Source organism: Enterobacter cloacae complex sp. ECC445 (assembly GCF_021892025.1).
Taxonomy (GTDB): Bacteria; Pseudomonadota; Gammaproteobacteria; order Enterobacterales; family Enterobacteriaceae; genus Enterobacter; species Enterobacter chengduensis.
This window is the reverse complement of the sequence record NZ_JAKLRZ010000023.1, coordinates 97280-115493: the sequence shown is the minus strand read 5'-3', so window position 1 is coordinate 115493 and position 18214 is coordinate 97280. Positions and strand designations below refer to the sequence as shown.

The 18214-nt window shown below is 57.6% G+C and carries 17 protein-coding genes; 10 read left to right on the top strand and 7 right to left on the bottom strand.

All coding sequences use genetic code 11. The annotated features are described in order from the left end of the window. Window positions 1-114 precede the first annotated feature (114 nt). The 3 genes from malG to malE all read right to left on the bottom strand — a co-directional run bounded on the left by malG (window position 115) and on the right by malE (window position 3880). A complete protein-coding gene (malG, locus tag L6R44_RS17955) occupies window positions 115-1005 on the bottom strand; it encodes a maltose ABC transporter permease MalG (protein ID WP_032644668.1) in 891 nt (296 codons plus the stop codon). Between the two features lie 14 nt (window positions 1006-1019). Continuing rightward, complete coding sequence (malF, locus tag L6R44_RS17950; protein ID WP_237424980.1) at window positions 1020-2564, bottom strand: maltose ABC transporter permease MalF; 1545 nt, start codon at window positions 2562-2564, stop codon at window positions 1020-1022. A 125-nt stretch (window positions 2565-2689) separates the two neighbouring features. Beyond that, window positions 2690-3880: a maltose/maltodextrin ABC transporter substrate-binding protein MalE gene (malE, locus tag L6R44_RS17945; RefSeq protein ID WP_032644670.1), complete on the bottom strand. Its 1191-nt coding sequence runs from the start codon at window positions 3878-3880 to the stop codon at window positions 2690-2692. Window positions 3881-4250: 370 nt separating this feature from the next. Here malE and malK point away from each other — a divergent pair, with 370 nt between their 5' ends. The 5 genes from malK to ubiA all read left to right on the top strand — a co-directional run bounded on the left by malK (window position 4251) and on the right by ubiA (window position 9373). Next, window positions 4251-5360 carry a maltose/maltodextrin ABC transporter ATP-binding protein MalK gene (malK, locus tag L6R44_RS17940; protein WP_008500080.1) on the top strand — a complete coding sequence of 370 codons (1110 nt, stop codon included), beginning with the start codon at window positions 4251-4253 and terminating at the stop codon, window positions 5358-5360. A 71-nt stretch (window positions 5361-5431) separates the two neighbouring features. Next, window positions 5432-6745: a maltoporin gene (locus L6R44_RS17935; RefSeq protein ID WP_237424979.1), complete on the top strand. Its 1314-nt coding sequence runs from the start codon at window positions 5432-5434 to the stop codon at window positions 6743-6745. A gap of 114 nt (window positions 6746-6859) precedes the next feature. Beyond that, window positions 6860-7813 carry a maltose operon protein MalM gene (malM, locus tag L6R44_RS17930; RefSeq protein ID WP_023334135.1) on the top strand — a complete coding sequence of 318 codons (954 nt, stop codon included), beginning with the start codon at window positions 6860-6862 and terminating at the stop codon, window positions 7811-7813. 180 nt (window positions 7814-7993) lie between these two features. Then, window positions 7994-8491, top strand: a complete 498-nt coding sequence (ubiC, locus tag L6R44_RS17925) for a chorismate lyase (RefSeq protein ID WP_032644673.1) — start codon at window positions 7994-7996, stop codon at window positions 8489-8491. Window positions 8492-8503: 12 nt separating this feature from the next. After that, window positions 8504-9373, top strand: coding sequence for a 4-hydroxybenzoate octaprenyltransferase (ubiA, locus tag L6R44_RS17920; RefSeq protein ID WP_237424978.1), 870 nt, complete (start codon window positions 8504-8506; stop codon window positions 9371-9373). A 68-nt stretch (window positions 9374-9441) separates the two neighbouring features. Here ubiA and zntA read toward each other — a convergent pair whose 3' ends face one another. Continuing rightward, window positions 9442-11613, bottom strand: coding sequence for a Zn(II)/Cd(II)/Pb(II) translocating P-type ATPase ZntA (gene zntA, locus L6R44_RS17915; protein ID WP_237424977.1), 2172 nt, complete (start codon window positions 11611-11613; stop codon window positions 9442-9444). Window positions 11614-11689: 76 nt separating this feature from the next. Beyond that, window positions 11690-12316, bottom strand: a complete 627-nt coding sequence (locus tag L6R44_RS17910; RefSeq protein ID WP_032644676.1) for a lysoplasmalogenase — start codon at window positions 12314-12316, stop codon at window positions 11690-11692. Between the two features lie 128 nt (window positions 12317-12444). Between L6R44_RS17910 and L6R44_RS17905 the strand changes: the two genes are divergently transcribed. Further along, window positions 12445-12804, top strand: a complete 360-nt coding sequence (locus tag L6R44_RS17905; protein ID WP_237424976.1) for a DUF2500 domain-containing protein — start codon at window positions 12445-12447, stop codon at window positions 12802-12804. A gap of 93 nt (window positions 12805-12897) precedes the next feature. Here L6R44_RS17905 and L6R44_RS17900 read toward each other — a convergent pair whose 3' ends face one another. Together L6R44_RS17900 and rsmD are read right to left on the bottom strand one after the other, a co-directional pair. Next, the gene (locus tag L6R44_RS17900) at window positions 12898-13179 is read right to left on the bottom strand and encodes a DUF1145 family protein (protein WP_010436509.1); all 282 of its coding nucleotides are present in this window, start codon (window positions 13177-13179) and stop codon (window positions 12898-12900) included. Beyond that, window positions 13163-13765 (bottom strand): 16S rRNA (guanine(966)-N(2))-methyltransferase, encoded by a 603-nt coding sequence (gene rsmD, locus L6R44_RS17895; RefSeq protein ID WP_237424975.1) that lies wholly within the window; start codon window positions 13763-13765, stop codon window positions 13163-13165. The genes L6R44_RS17900 and rsmD overlap by 17 nt, the downstream gene beginning before the upstream one ends. Before the next feature lie 127 nt (window positions 13766-13892). On the opposite strand from rsmD, the gene ftsY reads away from it, so the two are divergent. From ftsY to rpoH, 4 genes are all read left to right on the top strand, one after another. Beyond that, on the top strand, window positions 13893-15353 hold the full coding sequence (ftsY, locus tag L6R44_RS17890; RefSeq protein WP_237424974.1) for a signal recognition particle-docking protein FtsY: 1461 nt from the start codon (window positions 13893-13895) through the stop codon (window positions 15351-15353). A 2-nt stretch (window positions 15354-15355) separates the two neighbouring features. Then, complete coding sequence (ftsE, locus tag L6R44_RS17885; protein ID WP_025758973.1) at window positions 15356-16021, top strand: cell division ATP-binding protein FtsE; 666 nt, start codon at window positions 15356-15358, stop codon at window positions 16019-16021. Next, window positions 16014-17069 (top strand): permease-like cell division protein FtsX, encoded by a 1056-nt coding sequence (gene ftsX, locus L6R44_RS17880; protein ID WP_023326488.1) that lies wholly within the window; start codon window positions 16014-16016, stop codon window positions 17067-17069. Before ftsE ends, ftsX begins: the two co-directional genes overlap by 8 nt. A gap of 251 nt (window positions 17070-17320) precedes the next feature. Continuing rightward, window positions 17321-18178 (top strand): RNA polymerase sigma factor RpoH, encoded by an 858-nt coding sequence (gene rpoH, locus L6R44_RS17875; protein WP_028015143.1) that lies wholly within the window; start codon window positions 17321-17323, stop codon window positions 18176-18178. Window positions 18179-18214: the final 36 nt, after the last annotated feature.

Sequence of the window (18214 nt, the reverse complement as noted above, 5' to 3'; positions counted from 1 at the left end):
TAAGCTCCTGGGGATTCACTCACTTGCCGCCTTCCAGCACCGCAAAATATTTTGAGTATTGGGTCAATACAATACGTCTAAAGTTGAGGGTTGCAGTGGCATAACAAATGAAACTTAACCTTTCACACCGCCCGCCGTCAGGCCGTTAACCAGCCAGCGCTGCGCCAGCAGGAACACCACGGTAATCGGGATGGCAGAGAGTACGGCCGCCGCGGCAAAGTCGCCCCACAGGTAGTTTTGCGGGTTGAGGTATTGCTGCATACCCACGGCCAGGGTGTAGCTGTTGACATCGCGCAGCAGCAGCGACGCGACCGGCACTTCGGTGATGGCGGCGATAAACGACAGGATAAACACCACCGCCAGGATCGGCACCGACAGCGGCAGCAGCACCAGGCGGAACGCCTGCCACGGCGTCGCGCCATCCAGCGCAGCCGCTTCTTCCAGCGAGCCGTCGATGGTTTCGAAATAGCCTTTAATGGTCCATACGTGCAGCGCAATGCCGCCAAGATAGGCGAAGATCACGCCGCCGTGGGTGTTCAGACCGATAAACGGCACGTACTGGCCCAGACGGTCAAACAGGGCATACAGCGCCACCAGCGACAGCACCGCCGGGAACATCTGGAAAATCAGCATCCCTTTCAGCAGCGTCGCTTTGCCCGGGAAGCGCATGCGGGCGAAGGCGTAAGCGCAGGTGGTGGACAGCGCGACGATACCCACGGCGGTAATGCCTGCGATTTTCACCGAGTTCCACAGCCACAGCAGCACCGGGAACGGTGGCGGCGTGATGCGGCCATCGGCGTGTTCCACGCTGAAGCCCAGCGCCAGCTTCCAGTGCTCCCAGGAGATTTCGTCCGGGATCAGGCTCCCGGTGGCGAAGTTACCCGAACGCAGGGAGATGGCGATAACCATCAGCAGCGGGAACATGATCGCCGCGATAAAAATCAGCAGGCCTAAGTGCGTCGCCAGGAGGCGCAGCTTTTGAGATTTGGGTTGTACCATTGCCATGATCGATGCCCTCCTTAGTCAAATTTCATACGTGTGGCTTTCAGGTTCACAATCGCCAGGGCGCCCACCAGCAGGAAGATCAGGGTGGCAATCGCCGCCGCCAGGCCGAAGTCCTGACCGCCGCCGCCTTCGAAGGCGATACGGTAGGTGTAGCTCACGAGCAGGTCGGTATAGCCCGCTGGCGTGGTGGTGCCAAGGCGGTCCGGGCCGCCGTTGGTCAACAGCTGAATCAGCACGAAGTTGTTAAAGTTAAAGGCGAAGCTGGCAATCATCAGCGGCGTCAGCGGCTTGATGAGCAGCGGCAGCGTAATTTTGAAGAAGTTCTGGAACGGGCCCGCGCCGTCCATCGCCGAGGCTTCGTACAGATCGTCCGGGATAGCCTTAAGCAGCCCCATGCACAGGATCATCATGTACGGATAGCCCAGCCAGGTGTTGACGATGATAATCATCGAGCGGGCGGTGGTTGGGTCGCTGAACCAGGCCGGTTTGATGCCGAACAGCGCGCTCAGCATCATGTTGATTTCACCGAAGCTCTGGTTGAACAGCCCTTTGAAAATCAGTATCGAGATAAACGACGGTACGGCATAGGGCAGAATCAGCAGCACGCGGTAAATCGCTTTGCCCTTCAGGGATTCCCACTGCACCAGGCAGGCCAGCACCATGCCCACGGCCACGGTCAGTATCACCGTCAGCACCGAGAAGACCACCGTCCAGACGAAGATGGCGAAGAACGGTTTCTGAATGCCTTCGTCGGTAAACACGCGGGTAAAGTTGTCCCAGCCGATGGTGACGGTGTAGCCCGGGCTGAGCTTGTCATCACCCCATTTGCCGTCGGCGGTAATGGACTGATAGAAACCGATGTCGTTGTTCGGGCGATACTTCACGCCGCTCTGGTTATTCGTCAGCGTGCCGTCATTTGCCAGGGTGTAGAGTGGCTGCGTGCCGGAGAACTGGCGCAGCGAGCTCATGGTCACTTTGCTCTCATCTGGCAGCACGGCGGTGAGCTGGGTCAGCGCCTGACGGTTCTGGGTAATCACGCGCAGGTTGGCACGTTCACCTTCCGGCAGGGCCTGTGCTTCTTTTAAGGCCAGCTTCTGCTCGCCGCCAAATTTGAAGGCGTCGGAGACATAGTATTTCCCGCTTGCATCGTCAGTAAGCGCTAACTTCCAATCGTTGCCGGCAGGATACAGGCCGAAGTTAAAGGTCTTGCCTGCCTGGTATGAGCGGTCCAGCAGGACCTGCTGCGCGCGTTCCTGCGCAAGCTGGTTGGTGCTGCTGTAGTTGGTGAACGCAATGGCGATGGTGCAAATCAGCGGGAACAGGACAAACAGCCCCATCCCGGCCACGCCCGGATAGACATAGCGCCAGGCATAGGCTTTACGGTTGGCGAAAATATACAGGCCAGCAGAGCTTAAGATCAGCGTCATGATGGCGAACAGATATTCCCCTTGTACGTACATTAAAACAACAAGGTAACCCACCAGCAGACACAGCAGACCGATCGCTGACCACTTCAGCGCGTCGCTTTGCCACCAGTGCTTCTTTTTAATGACATCCATGGGGTTCTTCCTCTACAACGTGTGATCTTTTCTCCCTCTCCTGGGGGAGAGGGCCGGGGTGAGGGCGTGCGGAAAGCGACAACCCTCACCCTAACCCTCTCCCACAGGGAGAGGGGACTACGGCATTACTTAGTAATACGACCCTGAGCATCTTTCAGCGCGGCATCAACGGTTTGACGACCGCTTGCTGCGTTGATGACCGCAGTACGGGTGGCGTACCAGAACGCTGCCATCTGTGGGATGTTCGGCATGATTTCGCCTTTCTGGGCGTTATCCATGGTAGCCGCGATACGCGGGTCTTTCGCCAGCTGATCCTGGAAGGATTTCAGCGCGACGGCGCCCAGCGGTTTGTCCTTGTTCACTTCATCCAGACCCTGATCGGTCAGCAGGTAGTTTTCCAGGAACTCTTTCGCCAGCTCTTTGTTCGGGCTGGCGGCGTTGATGCCTGCGCTCAGCACGCCAACGAACGGTTTAGACGGCTTGCCTTTGAAGGTTGGCAGCAGCGTCACGCCATAGTTGATTTTGCTCTTGTCGATGTTGGTCCAGGCCCACGGACCGTTGATGGTCATCGCGGTTTCGCCTTTGTTGAACGCCGCTTCCGCGATGGAGTAGTCGGTATCCGCGTTCATGTGTTTGTTCTTGATCAGATCGATCAGGAAGGTCAGACCCGCTTTCGCGCCCGCATTGTCTACGCCCACGTCTTTCACGTCATACTTGCCGTTTTCAAACTTGAACGCGTAACCGCCGTCGGCAGCAATCAGCGGCCAGGTGAAGTACGGCTCTTGCAGGTTGAACATCAGGGCGGATTTACCTTTCGCCTTCAGCTCTTTATCCAGTTTCGGGATCTCTTCCCAGGTTTTCGGCGGGTTTGGCACCAGGTCTTTGTTGTAAATCAGAGACAGCGCTTCAACCGCGATAGGGTAAGCGATCAGCTTGCCGTTGTAGCGCACGGCGTCCCAGGTGAACGGGAACAGCTTGTCCTGGAACGCTTTGTCTGGCGTCACTTCAGCCAGCAGGCCAGACTGCGCGTAGCCACCGAAACGGTCATGCGCCCAGAAGATGATGTCCGGGCCGTCGCCGGTAGCTGCAACCTGCGGGAACTTCTCTTCCAGTTTGTCCGGGTGTTCAACGGTCACTTTGATACCGGTGTCTTTCTCGAATTTTTTGCCCACTTCGGCCAGGCCGTTATAGCCCTTGTCGCCGTTAATCCAGATAACCAGTTTGCCTTCTTCAATTTTGGCGAGCGCCGGTGCGGAAATCATCATTGCTGCGAGGGCGGACAATGCGAAAACGCGTGCGCCAGTCTTGATATTCATAGCTGCCATCCTTTTTGGTGATGTCTCGTGGTATGACTTCAGTGGTTCAACGTGTCTCAGTCTCCTTATTTGACATCCTCTTTCCATCCTCCCAATCCCTACGCCCCACCCCCCGTTTGTGTGATCTCTGTTGCATAAATTTAAGTTATGAGTGCTGGCGCACATAAAAACCCACCGAATTTTGCAGGCGGCTTCACGAATTTTGCCTCAGCCCGCCCACGGCGGTCGCAGAGCCTGCTCTCTCATCCTCCCGCCTCCTCCCCCATAAAAAAGCCGGGGGGTGGAGGATTCGGGAAAGTAATGGATACCCCATAGTGAACTTATCTTGAATGTTTCTGTCGGCGACAGGTTGTAACGAAGGGAGAAGGGCATGGCGAGCGTACAGCTGCGTAATGTAACGAAAGCCTGGGGTGACGTTGTGGTGTCGAAAGACATCAATCTGGACATCCACGAAGGTGAATTCGTGGTGTTTGTTGGCCCATCAGGCTGCGGTAAATCAACTCTGCTGCGTATGATTGCCGGTCTTGAAACGATCACCAGCGGCGACCTGCTGATCGGTGATACCCGAATGAATGACATCCCGCCTGCCGAACGCGGCGTCGGTATGGTCTTCCAGTCTTATGCACTCTACCCCCACCTTTCCGTTGCCGAAAACATGTCCTTTGGCCTGAAGCTGGCCGGCGCGAAGAAAGAGGTGATTAACCAGCGCGTGACGCAGGTGGCGGAAGTGCTGCAGCTGGCGCACCTGCTGGAGCGAAAACCAAAAGCGCTTTCCGGCGGACAGCGTCAGCGTGTGGCGATTGGCCGTACGCTGGTGGCCGAACCGCGCGTGTTCCTGCTTGATGAACCTCTCTCTAACCTGGATGCCGCCCTGCGCGTTCAGATGCGTATCGAAATCTCCCGCCTGCACAAGCGTCTTGGCCGCACGATGATTTACGTCACCCACGATCAGGTCGAAGCGATGACCCTCGCCGACAAAATCGTGGTGCTGGATGCCGGCCGCGTGGCGCAGGTCGGTAAGCCGCTGGAGCTGTACCACTACCCGGCAGACCGCTTTGTTGCGGGCTTTATTGGCTCGCCAAAGATGAACTTCCTGCCGGTCAAAGTGACCGCGACAGCCATTGAACAGGTACAGGTGGAGCTGCCCAACCGCCAGCAGGTCTGGCTGCCGGTCGACAGCGCCAACGTACAGGTGGGGGCAAATATGTCCCTCGGTATTCGTCCTGAGCATTTACTGCCGAGCCACATCGCTGATGTGACCCTGGAAGGGGAAGTTCAGGTCGTCGAACAGCTTGGTCACGAAACACAGATTCATATCCAGATCCCCGCCATCCGTCAGAACCTGGTCTACCGCCAGAACGACGTGGTGTTGGTAGAAGAGGGTGCCACATTCGCTATCGGCTTGCCGCCAGAGCGCTGCCATCTGTTCCGTGAGGATGGCACTGCATGTCGTCGGTTGCACAAAGAGCCAGGCGTTTAAGCAATCCCAAAAGAAGACACGAAGCCGACAGGCGAAGTGTTCAAAGAAAAGCAATGATCTCAGGAGATAGAATGATGATTACTCTGCGCAAACAAGTCCCTCTGGCAATCGCCGTTGCGGCAGGCATCCTGTCTGCCCAGGCGGGCGCCGTGGACTTTAAAGGTTATGCTCGTTCCGGCATCGGCTGGACCGGGAGTGGCGGTGAACAGCAGTGCTTCCAGGCAACAGGTGCTCAAAGTAAATACCGTCTTGGTAACGAATGTGAAACCTACGCCGAACTGAAGCTGGGCCAGGAAGTGTGGAAAGAGGGCGATAAGAGCTTCTACTTCGACACCAACGTCGCATATTCCGTCTCTCAGCAGAACGACTGGGAATCCACCAGCCCAGCCTTCCGTGAAGCTAACGTGCAGGGTAAAAACCTCATTGACGCACTGCCAGGTTCCACCATCTGGGCCGGTAAGCGCTTCTATCAGCGTCATGACGTTCACATGATCGACTTCTACTACTGGGATATTTCAGGTCCTGGTGCGGGTATCGAAAACATCGACCTGGGCTTCGGTAAGCTCTCTCTGGCAGCGACCCGCTCTTCTGAAGCAGGCGGCTCAGCGACCTTTGCCGATCGTGATGCGCTGGGTAACCGTATTTATGACAACCTGGTACCGAACGATGTCTTCGACGTCCGTTTAGCACAGATGCAGGTCAACGAAGGCGGTACGCTGGAGTTCGGTGTTGATTATGGTCACACCAATATTCCAGATGAATACTACCTGCAGCCTGGTGCGTCTAAAGACGGCTGGATGTTCACGGCTGAACACACTCAAAGCATGCTGAAGGGCTTTAACAAGTTCGTGCTGCAGTACGCAACTGACTCTATGACCTCCAACGGCAAGGGCCGTCCGGAAGGTGGTAGCATCAACAACAACGGCGACATGTGGCGTGTTCTGGACCACGGTGCAATCTCTCTGGGTGACTCCTGGGATCTGATGTACGTCGGTATGTACCAGGACATCAACCTGGATAACAACAACGGTACCAAATGGTGGACCGTCGGTGTCCGTCCTATGTACAAATGGACGCCAATCATGAGTACCCTGCTGGAAGTAGGCTACGACAACGTTAAGTCTCAGAAAACTGACGACACCAACAGCCAGTACAAAATTACCCTGGCACAGCAATGGCAGGCAGGCGACAGCATCTGGTCCCGTCCGGCAATCCGTGTCTTCGCAACCTATGCGAAATGGGATGAGAAATGGGGCTACGCGAACAGCGACTCCGGTGCTGGCTATGACTCTGGTGTTGCGTACAGCGATACTTCCGCAAAAACCTTCAGCCGCGGCGACTCTGACGAGTGGACCTTCGGTGCCCAGATGGAAATCTGGTGGTAATTCGTTAGACCTGACGTAATGACCTGAAAGAGGGGCGCAAGCCCCTCTCTCCTTAGGGTACTGCGCGCTATTGCCTGGCCACCGCAGTGCTCACTGCTATCAGAGGTAATAACAATGAAAATGAAGAAAAGTCTCGTCGCGCTGTGCCTCTCTGCGGGGCTGATGGCCTGTGTTCCGGCGGTCTCCTTTGCAGACGTGAATTTCGTACCACAAAATACCAGCGCTGCGCCGGCTATCCCGGCGGCGGCGCTCCAGCAGCTGACATGGACGCCTGTCGATCAATCTAAAACGCAGTCGACACAGCTTTCTACGGGTGGCCAGCAGCTAAACGTGCCGGGGATCACCGGACCGGTTGCCGCCTACAGCGTGCCGGCCAACATTGGTGAGCTGACCCTGACGTTAACCAGCGAAGTGAACAAGCAAACCAGCGTCTTTGCGCCGAACGTGCTGATTCTGGATCAAAACTTGACGCCATCTGCTTTCTTCCCAAGCGAGTATTTTAGTTACCAGGAGCCTGGCGTCATGAGCGCCGACCGTCTGGAAGGCAAAATGCGCCTGACGCCTGCCCTGGGACAGCAGAAGATTTATGTTCTGGTTTTCACCACCGAAAAAGATCTGCAGCAGACCACGAAGCTTATCGATCCGGCAAAAGCCTACGCCAAAGGAACGGGTAACTCTGTTCCGGACATTCCGGATCCGTTAGCGCGCCACGTCACCGACGGCCTGCTTAAGCTGAAAGTCTCAACGAACAACGCGTCCAGCGTGCTGGTCGGCCCGCTGTTTGGCTCCTCCGGTACCGGCCCTGTCACCGTAGGCAACACCGCTGCACCTGCCTATACCGCACCCGCTGCCACGGCAGCCGCACCGGTAGCGACCGCAGCGCCTGCCCCGGCGAAGAAAGCGGAGCCGGTACTGAACGACACCGAAGAGTACTTCAACAACGCCATTAAGCAGGCGGTGAAGCGCGGTGATGTCGATAAGGCGCTGAAGCTGCTTGATGAAGCCGAACGTTTAGGTTCAACCACTGCCCGTTCCACCTTTATCAGCAGTGTAAAAGGCAAGGGGTAACCGTTTCCCCACAGTGCTGATTTGTCAGTAGTTTAGTGCGCCTGAGTGGGCGCACTTTTTTTCAACTCCCCCAGGCTGTTGCGCTCTTGTTGCGATCGTGATCGTTAAATAACGTTTGGCCCCCCTCAATCCGCGTTTCTGCGATACAATGCCATTACGTTATGTATCGGAGAGTCTGGCATGTCACACCCCGCGCTTTTGCGCCTGCGTGCACTGCGCTATTTCGACCAAATACCCGCGCTTGATCCTCAGCAACTGGACTGGCTGTTGCTGGAAGATTCCATGACGAAACGTTTTGAACAACAGGGTAAAACGGTCACGGTGACCCTGAGTCAGGAAGGGTTTGTCTCTGGTGAGGAGATCGCCTGCGAGCTGCCGCTGCTGCCGCAAGAGCCTCGTTACTGGCTGCGCGAAATTTTACTCTGCGCTGACGGTGAACCGTGGCTTGCCGGACGGACGGTGGTGCCTGAATCCACCCTTTCCGGGCCAGAGCTGGCGCTGCAGCGTCTGGGGAAAACGCCGCTGGGGCGTTACCTTTTCACCTCGTCTGAGCTTACCCGGGATTTTATTGAGATTGGTCGTGATGCCGAACTCTGGGGGCGTCGTTCCCGCCTTCGCCTGAGCGGGAAACCGTTAATTCTGACGGAGCTTTTTTTACCGGCATCACCGTTGTACTAAGAGGAAGAAAAAATGGAGTGGAGCCTGTCGCAGAATAAGCTGCTGGCGTATCACCGCTTAATGCGTACCGATAAACCCATTGGCGCGTTGCTGTTGCTGTGGCCGACCCTGTGGGCGCTGTGGCTCGCCACGCCGGGCGTGCCGCCGCTGTGGATCCTCGGCGTGTTCGTTGCCGGCGTCTGGCTGATGCGCGCGGCGGGCTGCGTGGTGAATGACTATGCCGATCGCAAATTCGACGGCCATGTTAAGCGTACTGCCGGTCGTCCGTTACCCAGCGGGCAGGTCACCGGGAAAGAAGCCCGCGTGCTGTTCACTATTCTGGTGCTGCTCTCTTTCCTGCTGGTGTTAACCCTCAACACCATGACCATTCTGCTTTCCGTTGCGGCGCTGGCGCTGGCCTGGGTCTATCCGTTTATGAAGCGCTATACCCACCTGCCTCAGGTGGTGCTGGGCGCGGCGTTTGGCTGGTCGATTCCGATGGCGTTTGCGGCGGTGAGTGAGTCCTTACCGCTGAGCTGCTGGCTGATGTTCCTGGCGAATATTCTCTGGGCCGTGGCCTATGACACGCAATACGCGATGGTTGACCGCGACGATGACCTGAAAATTGGTATTAAATCCACCGCCATCCTCTTTGGCCGTCAGGACAAGCTGATTATCGGTATCCTTCAGGCCGCGGTACTGGCGCTGATGGTCGCGATTGGCCGTCTCAACGGGCTGAACTGGGAGTTTTACTGGTCCGTGCTGGTGGCGGGGCTGCTGTTTGCCTACCAGCAAAAGCTGATTGCGAAGCGCGAACGGGAAGCCTGCTTCAAGGCGTTTATGAACAATAACTACGTCGGTCTGGTGCTGTTTTTAGGCCTGGCGATGAGCTACTTCCTGTAAAAAAGCCGGGTGGCGGCGTTTAGCAGGACATGTAGGCCCGGTAAGCGTTAGCGCCACCGGGCGTTTTTTTACCGGCGACGCAGCAGCCGCAGCGCGTTCGCCGTTACCAGCACCGTCGCCCCGGTATCCGCCAGCACCGCCAGCCACAGCCCGGTCATGCCGAGCAGGGTGGTCACCAGGAAAATCCCCTTCAGCCCGAGCGCAATGCCGATGTTCTGACGGATATTGGCCCTCGTCGCGCGCGCCAGGCTAATCATCTGTGCCAGCCCGGTCAGGCGGTTGTGGGTCAATGCCGCGTCTGCGGTCTCCAGCGCTACGTCGGTACCGCTGCCCATCGCAATACCGATGGTGGACGCTTTCATCGCCGGGGCATCGTTAATCCCGTCACCGACCATCGCCAGCGGAGCGCGAACGTTCAGCTCCGTTACCGCGCTGACCTTATCCGCAGGCAGTAATCCAGCTTTAAACTCAAGACCCAGCTCTCCGGCAATGGCCGCCGCCGCGCGAGGGTTATCGCCGGTGAGGATCACGCCCTGCACGCCCAGCTGATGCAGCGCCGCCACGGCTTCTTTTGCGTCTTCGCGCAGGGTATCGCGCAGGGCCAGCATTCCCTTCGCCACGCCGTCCTGCATCACGGTCACGACGGTTTGTCCGGTCTGTTCTAACGCCTCAACCTCTGGGCCAGAAGATTTGCCCGCTGCAGCGATCAGCACCTGCTTACCGTCGACGACGGCCTCAATCCCCGATCCTACCAGCGCCCGCTGGGCGGTTGCCGGAGGGATGCTCAGCCCGCGCGACTGCGCTTCGCGCACAATCGCCTGCGCCAGCGGGTGGGTGGAGCCCTGCTCGACGGCGGCGGCCAGTGTAAGCAGCTCGTCTTCGCTGATGCCCTGCGGATACACGCCGGTCACCTGCGGCTTGCCGACGGTCAGCGTACCGGTTTTATCGAAGGCGATATGCTGGACCTGGCTCAGCTGCTCCAGCGCCGCGCCGCCCTTAATCAGCGCCCCGCGACGTGCCGCTGCCGCCAGCCCTGAGGTAATCGCCGCCGGGGTGGAAATCACCAGCGCGCACGGGCAGCCAATCAGCAGCAGCGTCAGCCCTTTATAAATCCAGCCCTCCCACGGCGCGCCAAAGAGCAGCGGTGGGACAACGGTGACCAGCAGGGCCACCAGCATGATGGCAGGGGTATAAATCCGGCTGAAGCGGTCAATAAAGCGTTCGACCGGCGCGCGGCGCTCTTCGGCCTCTTCAATCAGCTTCAGGATACGGTCGATGGCGCTGTCGCCCGGCTCGGAAAGCACGGTGAGCTGTACCAGCCTGTCGACGCTGGTGGCGCCAGCAGGCACTTTTTCACCCGCGGTACGCTCAACCGGAATGGATTCCCCGGTCAGGGCACTTTCATCAAAGCTTGCGGTGGCGCTGAGCAGCGTACCGTCGGCAGGCAGGCGCCCCCCGGCGGCCACTTCAATCACGTCGCCCGGGCGCAGCGCGGTGATGGCAACCGTTTCGCGCGCGCCGTTTATCACGCGCGTGGCGGTTTCCGGCTTCAGCGCCATCAGCGCGCTGACCCCTTTACGCGCCCGGCTCGCCGCCCAGCCCTCGAGACGCTCGCCGATTAAGAACAGCAGCAGCACCATCGCCGCTTCTGCCGTCGCGCCAATGAACAGCGCGCCGATCGCCGCCACGCTCATCAGCGTTTCGATGGCAAACCAGCTGCCGCTTTTCATCAGGCGCAGCGCCTGACGGGCAATCGGGAACAGCCCGACCAGCGTGGTGGCGATAAACGCCAGGTTGCCGAACGGATGGTTAATCTGCTCCAGCCCCCAGCTCAGGGCCATCATGATGATGAGGGTGATAAGCGGCAGATTTTCCCGCAGGGATGACGTTTTTTCTGCGGGCGCCGCTTCGCTGCGCAGGCTGTAACCCGCCTTGCCTACCGCGGCTTCCACCTGCTTGCTGACGTCTTTATCGGCGCTGACCAGCAGCCTTTCGGTGGCGAACAGCACCTGAACGTGGCTTACGCCAGGCACCTGCTTCACCGCGTTTTCTACTTTGCGGGCGCAGGCCGCGCAGTCCATGCCGTTGACGACCCAGCTGTAGCGGTTGCCGCTTTCAGGAAGGGGCTGAGCTGGCGTTTCGCACGCGCCTTCGCAGCAGCAGTCGTCCTTCGACGGAGCCGGGCTGAGCTTAAGCGCCGAGAATTGAGGGACTTTTTTAGGTATTTCTGGAGTCGACATGGCAGTCTCCGGCAATGATAATTTTCTCATTAACCGCAGCATACACTCTGGAGTCGACTCCAGAGTCAAGCGCTATTTAAATATACAGCGAACGCACAATCAGGAAGTGCCCGGCAAAGTAACAGGCGGCGGCAATCGCGTTATCCGCCCGGAAGCGGCGGCGATAGTGGCTGCCCAGCCACACGATATTGCCGAGTAAGAGCAGCGCGGCGCCGAAGAACGCGGACATCGCCGGCGCGGTCGGGCGGAAGAACCACAGTTCACCGGCGAGCCACACCATCACCAGCGTCATGGCGATAAACGTACAGACCGGCAAACGCATCTCTTCCAGACGCGACCAGATCACCGCGATCAGCAGGGCGCCAATCACCAGCAGGACCAGCGGCAGCGGCCAGAAGAAGGAGAGCGTCATCTGGCTGGCAAAGTAGATGGTATACAGCAGATGTGACAGGAAAAATGCCCCAACGGCGTACAGCAGGCGCTGGCGCGGCAGCAGGGTCAAGGCATCGCCAATCAGGGACGCGCACAGCCCGGCGAGGACCAGGTAGCTGACGGCGTTAAACATCGGTGCTTGCCAGGCAAGCAGCAGGAGCAGCAACAGCGTGACGGGTTTAAACAGCCAGCGCTGCCAGGCGGGACCACGGTACGACGCATCGACAAAGAGCCATGCGGACAAACAGACGGCGATAAATGACCAAAGCATATTAACTCCCTGTATCTGTTAAGGCTGAATTCTCAGTTTCTGATTCAGTGTAGTGACGCGGGCGGGCGTTTGGCAATGGCGGGGAAGGCAGGTATCCTGAATTCCGCAAAATCTGATGGGATTGTCGAATGAGCAAGATGCCGCTGTTTTTCATTATCGTGGTGGCGATTATCGTCATTGCCGCCTCGTTCCGTTTCGTGCAGCAGCGCCGCGAAAAGGCGGATAACGATGCCGCACCGCTGGTGCAAAAGCGCGCGGTGGTGACGAACAAACGCGAAAAACCGCTCAATGACCGCCGATCGCGCCAGCAGCAGGTGACGCCCGCGGGCGCAGCAATGCGCTATGAGGCGAGCTTTAAGCCGGAAACGGGCGGTCTGGAGATGACCTTCCGCCTGGAGGCGCAGCAGTACCACCGGCTGACGGTGGGGGAGAAAGGGACGCTGAGCTACAAAGGGTCGAGGTTTGAAGGGTTTGAACCGGAGCAGTAGTTTCCCCTCACCCTAACCCTCTCCCCAAAGGGGCGAGGGGACGATTACACCCTCTCCCCTTTGGGGAGAGGGCCGGGGTGAGCAGCATAGACCTTACTTCTTCACCTGCGCCTTAAATTTCTTCATCCACACCAGCAGCTCAAACACGCCGAAAATAAACACGCGTAGCTGCTGCCAGCCGGTCATCTGCGGGCCGTCTTTCGGCAGGCCGTTTTTCAACATCACCATCTGCAGGGCGTGCATGAACGAGGTGAAAATCAGCGCCACGTTAACGAAAATGTTCATCGGGCGCGGGAACGGGTGCACCAGATTCAGAATCAGGAACGCCCAGACGCCCAGCATCAGCAAACGTCCCAGGTTAATCAGTACCGGCATCGGGGCCTCCTTGTGCCTGACGGTGATAAAGACGATAGGCAACCTGACCGGCGACCTTTTCGCGGTGCAGATCCCAGTGAGCGGGAACCGGCGGTAAACCGTTTTCCACTTCGCTTTCCACGTAAATCAATGCGTCATCCGCCAGCCAGCCGTTTTTCTCCAGCAGGGATAACGTCTCTTCCAGCAGCCCCTTGCGAAACGGCGGATCGACAAACACCACGTTATGCGGCGTGCCCTTTTGCGCGAGGAAGCTCAGCGTGTTGGTATTCACCACTTTCGCGTTGCTCGCCTTCAGCGTCGCCAGGTTTTGCTGCAGCGTCTGCGCCACGCCGCGCTCCATCTCCAGCAGCGTCGCGCTGGCGGCATAGCGCGACAGCGCTTCCAGTCCGAGCGCGCCGCTTCCGGCGAAGCAGTCCAGACAGTGTGCGTCTACCATTGACGGGGCCAGCCAGTTAAACAGCGTCTCGCGCACGCGGTCGGTGGTTGGGCGTAAACCGGGGCTGTCCGGCACCGGTAATTTCCGGCCTCGCCACTGACCGCCGATAATACGAATTTGACCGGCCGGGGCGCGGTTGGGTTTCTTCATCTCAGGAAAGCTCTGTTAACAATTGGCCTGCGATTGCGGGCGGTGATGTCAATTAAGTAAAGTGTTAGACTATTTCATCATTTTTTTAGCTTCCATGTATATAGCGCCGCGAGGAGTGTAGTCGCAGATGGCAAAACAAAAAAAACGTGGCTTCTTTTCCTGGCTGGGCTTCGGTGAAAAAGAGCAAGAAACAGAACAGAAAACCGAAGAGCAACAAGCCGTTGAAGAGCAGTCACAGCCTGAAACGCCTGTAGAAACCGCCGCGGTAGTCGACGCGGAAGAAACGGCGCACAGCAAAGAAGAGATTGAATCGTTTGCTGAAGAGGTGGTTGAAGTCACGGAGCAGGTTCAGGAGAGCGAGAAGCCAGAACCGGTTGTCGTTGAAGACATTGCCGACGCGCCGCAGGCCGTTATTGAACACGAAGAGCTGCCGCTGCCGGAAGAGGTGAAAGCCGAAGACGTCTCTGCCGAAGAGTGGCAGGCCGAAGCGGAAACCGTTGAAATTGTTGAGGCGGTGGAAGAAGAGGCTGCGCTTGAGCCAGAGCTGACCGACGAAGAGCTGGAAGCCCAGGCGCTGGCGGCGGAAGCCGCGGAAGAAGCGGTCATCGTCGTGCCGGTGGAAGAAGAACCGGAAGAAGAGAGCGTTCAGGAGCAGGAAAAACCGACCAAAGAAGGTTTCTTCGCGCGCCTGAAGCGCAGCCTGCTGAAAACCAAAGAAAACTTAGGTTCCGGATTTATCAGCCTGTTCCGCGGCAAGAAGATCGACGACGATCTCTTTGAAGAGCTGGAAGAACAGTTGCTGATTGCGGACGTCGGCGTGGACACCACCCGTAAGATCATCGCCAACCTGACCGAAGGGGCGAGCCGCAAACAGCTGCGCGACGCCGAAGCGCTGTACGGTCTGCTGAAAGACGAGATGGGTGAAATTCTCGCAAAAGTTGATGAACCGCTTAATATTGAAGGCAAAACGCCATTTGTTATTCTGATGGTCGGCGTGAACGGCGTGGGTAAAACCACCACCATCGGCAAGCTGGCGCGTCAGTTCGAGCAGCAGGGTAAATCGGTGATGCTGGCGGCGGGCGATACCTTCCGCGCGGCAGCGGTTGAGCAGCTGCAGGTGTGGGGCCAGCGTAACAACATCCCGGTGATTGCCCAGCACACCGGCGCGGATTCCGCGTCCGTGATCTTCGACGCCATCCAGGCGGCGAAGGCGCGCAACGTGGACGTGCTGATTGCCGATACCGCAGGGCGTTTGCAGAATAAATCGCACCTGATGGAAGAGTTGAAGAAAATCGTTCGCGTCATGAAGAAGCTGGACGAAGACGCACCGCATGAAATTATGCTGACTATCGACGCCAGCACCGGACAGAACGCCATCAGCCAGGCGAAGCTGTTCCATGAAGCGGTAGGACTGACGGGGATCGCGCTGACCAAACTGGACGGCACCGCGAAGGGCGGGGTGATCTTCTCCGTCGCCGATCAGTTCGGCATTCCTATCCGCTACATCGGTGTGGGCGAGCGTATTGAGGATTTACGTCCGTTTAAGGCGGACGACTTTATTGAGGCATTATTTGCCCGAGAGGACTAACAATGATTCGCTTTGAACACGTCAGCAAGGCCTATCTCGGTGGGAGACAAGCGCTGCAGGGGGTCACTTTCCACCTGCAGCCGGGCGAGATGGCATTCCTGACCGGCCATTCCGGCGCGGGGAAAAGTACCCTGCTCAAGCTTATCTGTGGGATCGAGCGGCCAAGCGCCGGGAAAATCTTTTTCGGCGGCCATGAGATCAGCCGCCTGAAAAACCGCGAAGTGCCGTTCCTGCGTCGTCAGATCGGCATGATTTTCCAGGATCACCACCTGCTGATGGATCGCACCGTTTTCGATAACGTGGCCATTCCGCTGATTATTGCCGGTGCCAGCTATGACGATATCCGCCGCCGCGTCTCTGCGGCGCTGGATAAGGTTGGGCTGCTGGACAAAGCGAAGAACTTCCCGATCCAGCTCTCCGGCGGTGAACAGCAGCGCGTGGGCATCGCCCGCGCGGTGGTGAACAAGCCTGCCGTGCTGCTGGCGGATGAACCGACCGGTAACCTGGACGATGCCCTGTCAGAAGGGATTTTGCGTCTGTTTGAGGAGTTTAACCGCGTGGGGGTTACCGTATTGATGGCGACGCACGACATCGGGCTCATTTCCCGTCGTTCGTACCGCATGCTGACCCTGAGCGACGGTCATTTGCACGGAGGCCACGGTGAATAAGCGTGATGCAATAAACCAGATTCGGCAGTTCGGGAACCGGTTTGACCGTTTCCGCAAGCCGCAGGGCGGTGGTGACGGCAATCGTAATGCGCCGAAGCGCCAGAAGGCCGCGCCAAAACCGGCCTCCCGCAAAACCAACGTGTTTAACGAGCAGGTGCGCTACGCGTTCCACGGCGCGCTGCAGGACCTGAAAAGCAAACCGCTGGCGACGTTCCTGACGGTGATGGTGATTGCCATCTCCCTGACGCTGCCAAGCGTCTGCTATATGGTCTATAAAAACGTCAACCAGGCGGCCTCACAGTATTATCCGTCCCCGCAGATCACGGTCTATCTCGATAAAGCGCTCGACGATAACGCGGCGGCGCAGGTGGTTGGCCAAATTCAGGCCGAGCAGGGCGTGGAGAAGGTCAACTATCTCTCCCGTGAAGACGCGCTGGGCGAGTTCCGCAACTGGTCTGGCTTTGGCGGCGCGCTGGATATGCTCGAAGAGAACCCGCTTCCCGCCGTGGCGGTGGTGATCCCGAAGCTGGATTTCCAGGGGACCGATTCGCTTAACACCCTGCGCGATCGCATCACGCGCATTAAGGGCATTGATGAAGTGCGCATGGACGACAGCTGGTTTGCGCGCCTTGCTGCGCTGACCGGACTGGTAGGACGCGTCGCGGCAATGATTGGCGTGCTGATGGTGGCGGCGGTCTTCCTCGTCATCGGTAACAGCGTGCGCCTGAGCATCTTCGCCCGTCGCGATACCATCAACGTGCAGAAACTGATTGGCGCGACGGATGGCTTCATCCTCCGACCGTTCCTTTACGGCGGCGCACTGCTCGGTTTTTCCGGCGCATTTCTTTCACTGATATTGTCAGAAATTTTGGTGATGCGGCTTTCATCTGCCGTGACGGAAGTGGCGCAGGTTTTCGGAACCAAGTTTGATATCAGTGGCTTAGGGTTCGACGAATGCCTGTTACTGCTGCTGGTGTGTTCGATGATTGGGTGGGTGGCAGCCTGGCTGGCAACCGTTCAACATTTACGTCACTTTACTCCCGACTAATAAAAGCGTGATATAATCTTTCCCTGCACCGAGATGTTCGCTCTGCAGGGAAAGCGTCCCTGTTGTCTCTTCCCCTGTTATCATCTCCATGTCACAATTTGTGCGTAATTTATTCACCGTTGCACCTGGAACTTGTGGATAAAATCACTGTCTGATAAAAGAGTGAATGCTAATCTCGTTGCTCAAACGCTTTGGCATGGTTGTTGCCTGACGGGGACAGCCTGGACCAGAAGAAACATTGAGAGGAATGAATGACCAAAGAAATGCAAACTTTAGCTTTAGCCCCTGTTGGTAACCTGGAATCTTACATCCGGGCTGCGAACACCTGGCCGATGTTAACGGCCGAGGAAGAAAAGGAGCTTGCTGAAAAGCTGCATTACCAGGGCGATCTGGAAGCAGCGAAAAAGCTGATCCTGTCTCACCTGCGCTTTGTTGTTCACATTGCTCGTAATTACGCGGGCTATGGCCTGCCGCAGGCGGACTTGATTCAGGAAGGTAACATCGGCCTGATGAAGGCTGTGCGTCGCTTTAACCCGGAAGTGGGTGTGCGACTCGTCTCCTTCGCCGTACACTGGATCAAAGCAGAAATTCATGAATACGTGCTGCGCAACTGGCGTATCGTGAAGGTCGCCACGACAAAAGCGCAACGCAAACTGTTCTTCAACCTGCGTAAAACCAAGCAGCGTCTGGGCTGGTTCAATCAGGATGAAGTGGAAATGGTGGCGCGCGAGCTGGGCGTATCCAGCAAAGACGTGCGTGAGATGGAATCCCGTATGGCCGCGCAGGACATGACCTTTGATATGTCCTCCGACGACGACGCATCCGACAGCCAGCCAATGGCACCGGTTCTGTATCTGCAGGATAAAACCTCTAACTTTGCCGACGGCATTGAAGAGGACAACTGGGAAGATCAGGCCGCGAACAAGCTGACCCATGCGATGGAAGGCCTCGACGAACGTAGCCAGGATATTATCCGCGCCCGCTGGCTGGACGAAGACAACAAGTCCACGCTGCAGGAGCTGGCCGACCGCTACGGCGTCTCTGCGGAACGTGTGCGTCAGCTTGAAAAGAACGCCATGAAAAAACTTCGCGCCGCTATCGAAGCGTAATTTCCGCGAAGTGCACCGATAACCCCTGGATGAGAG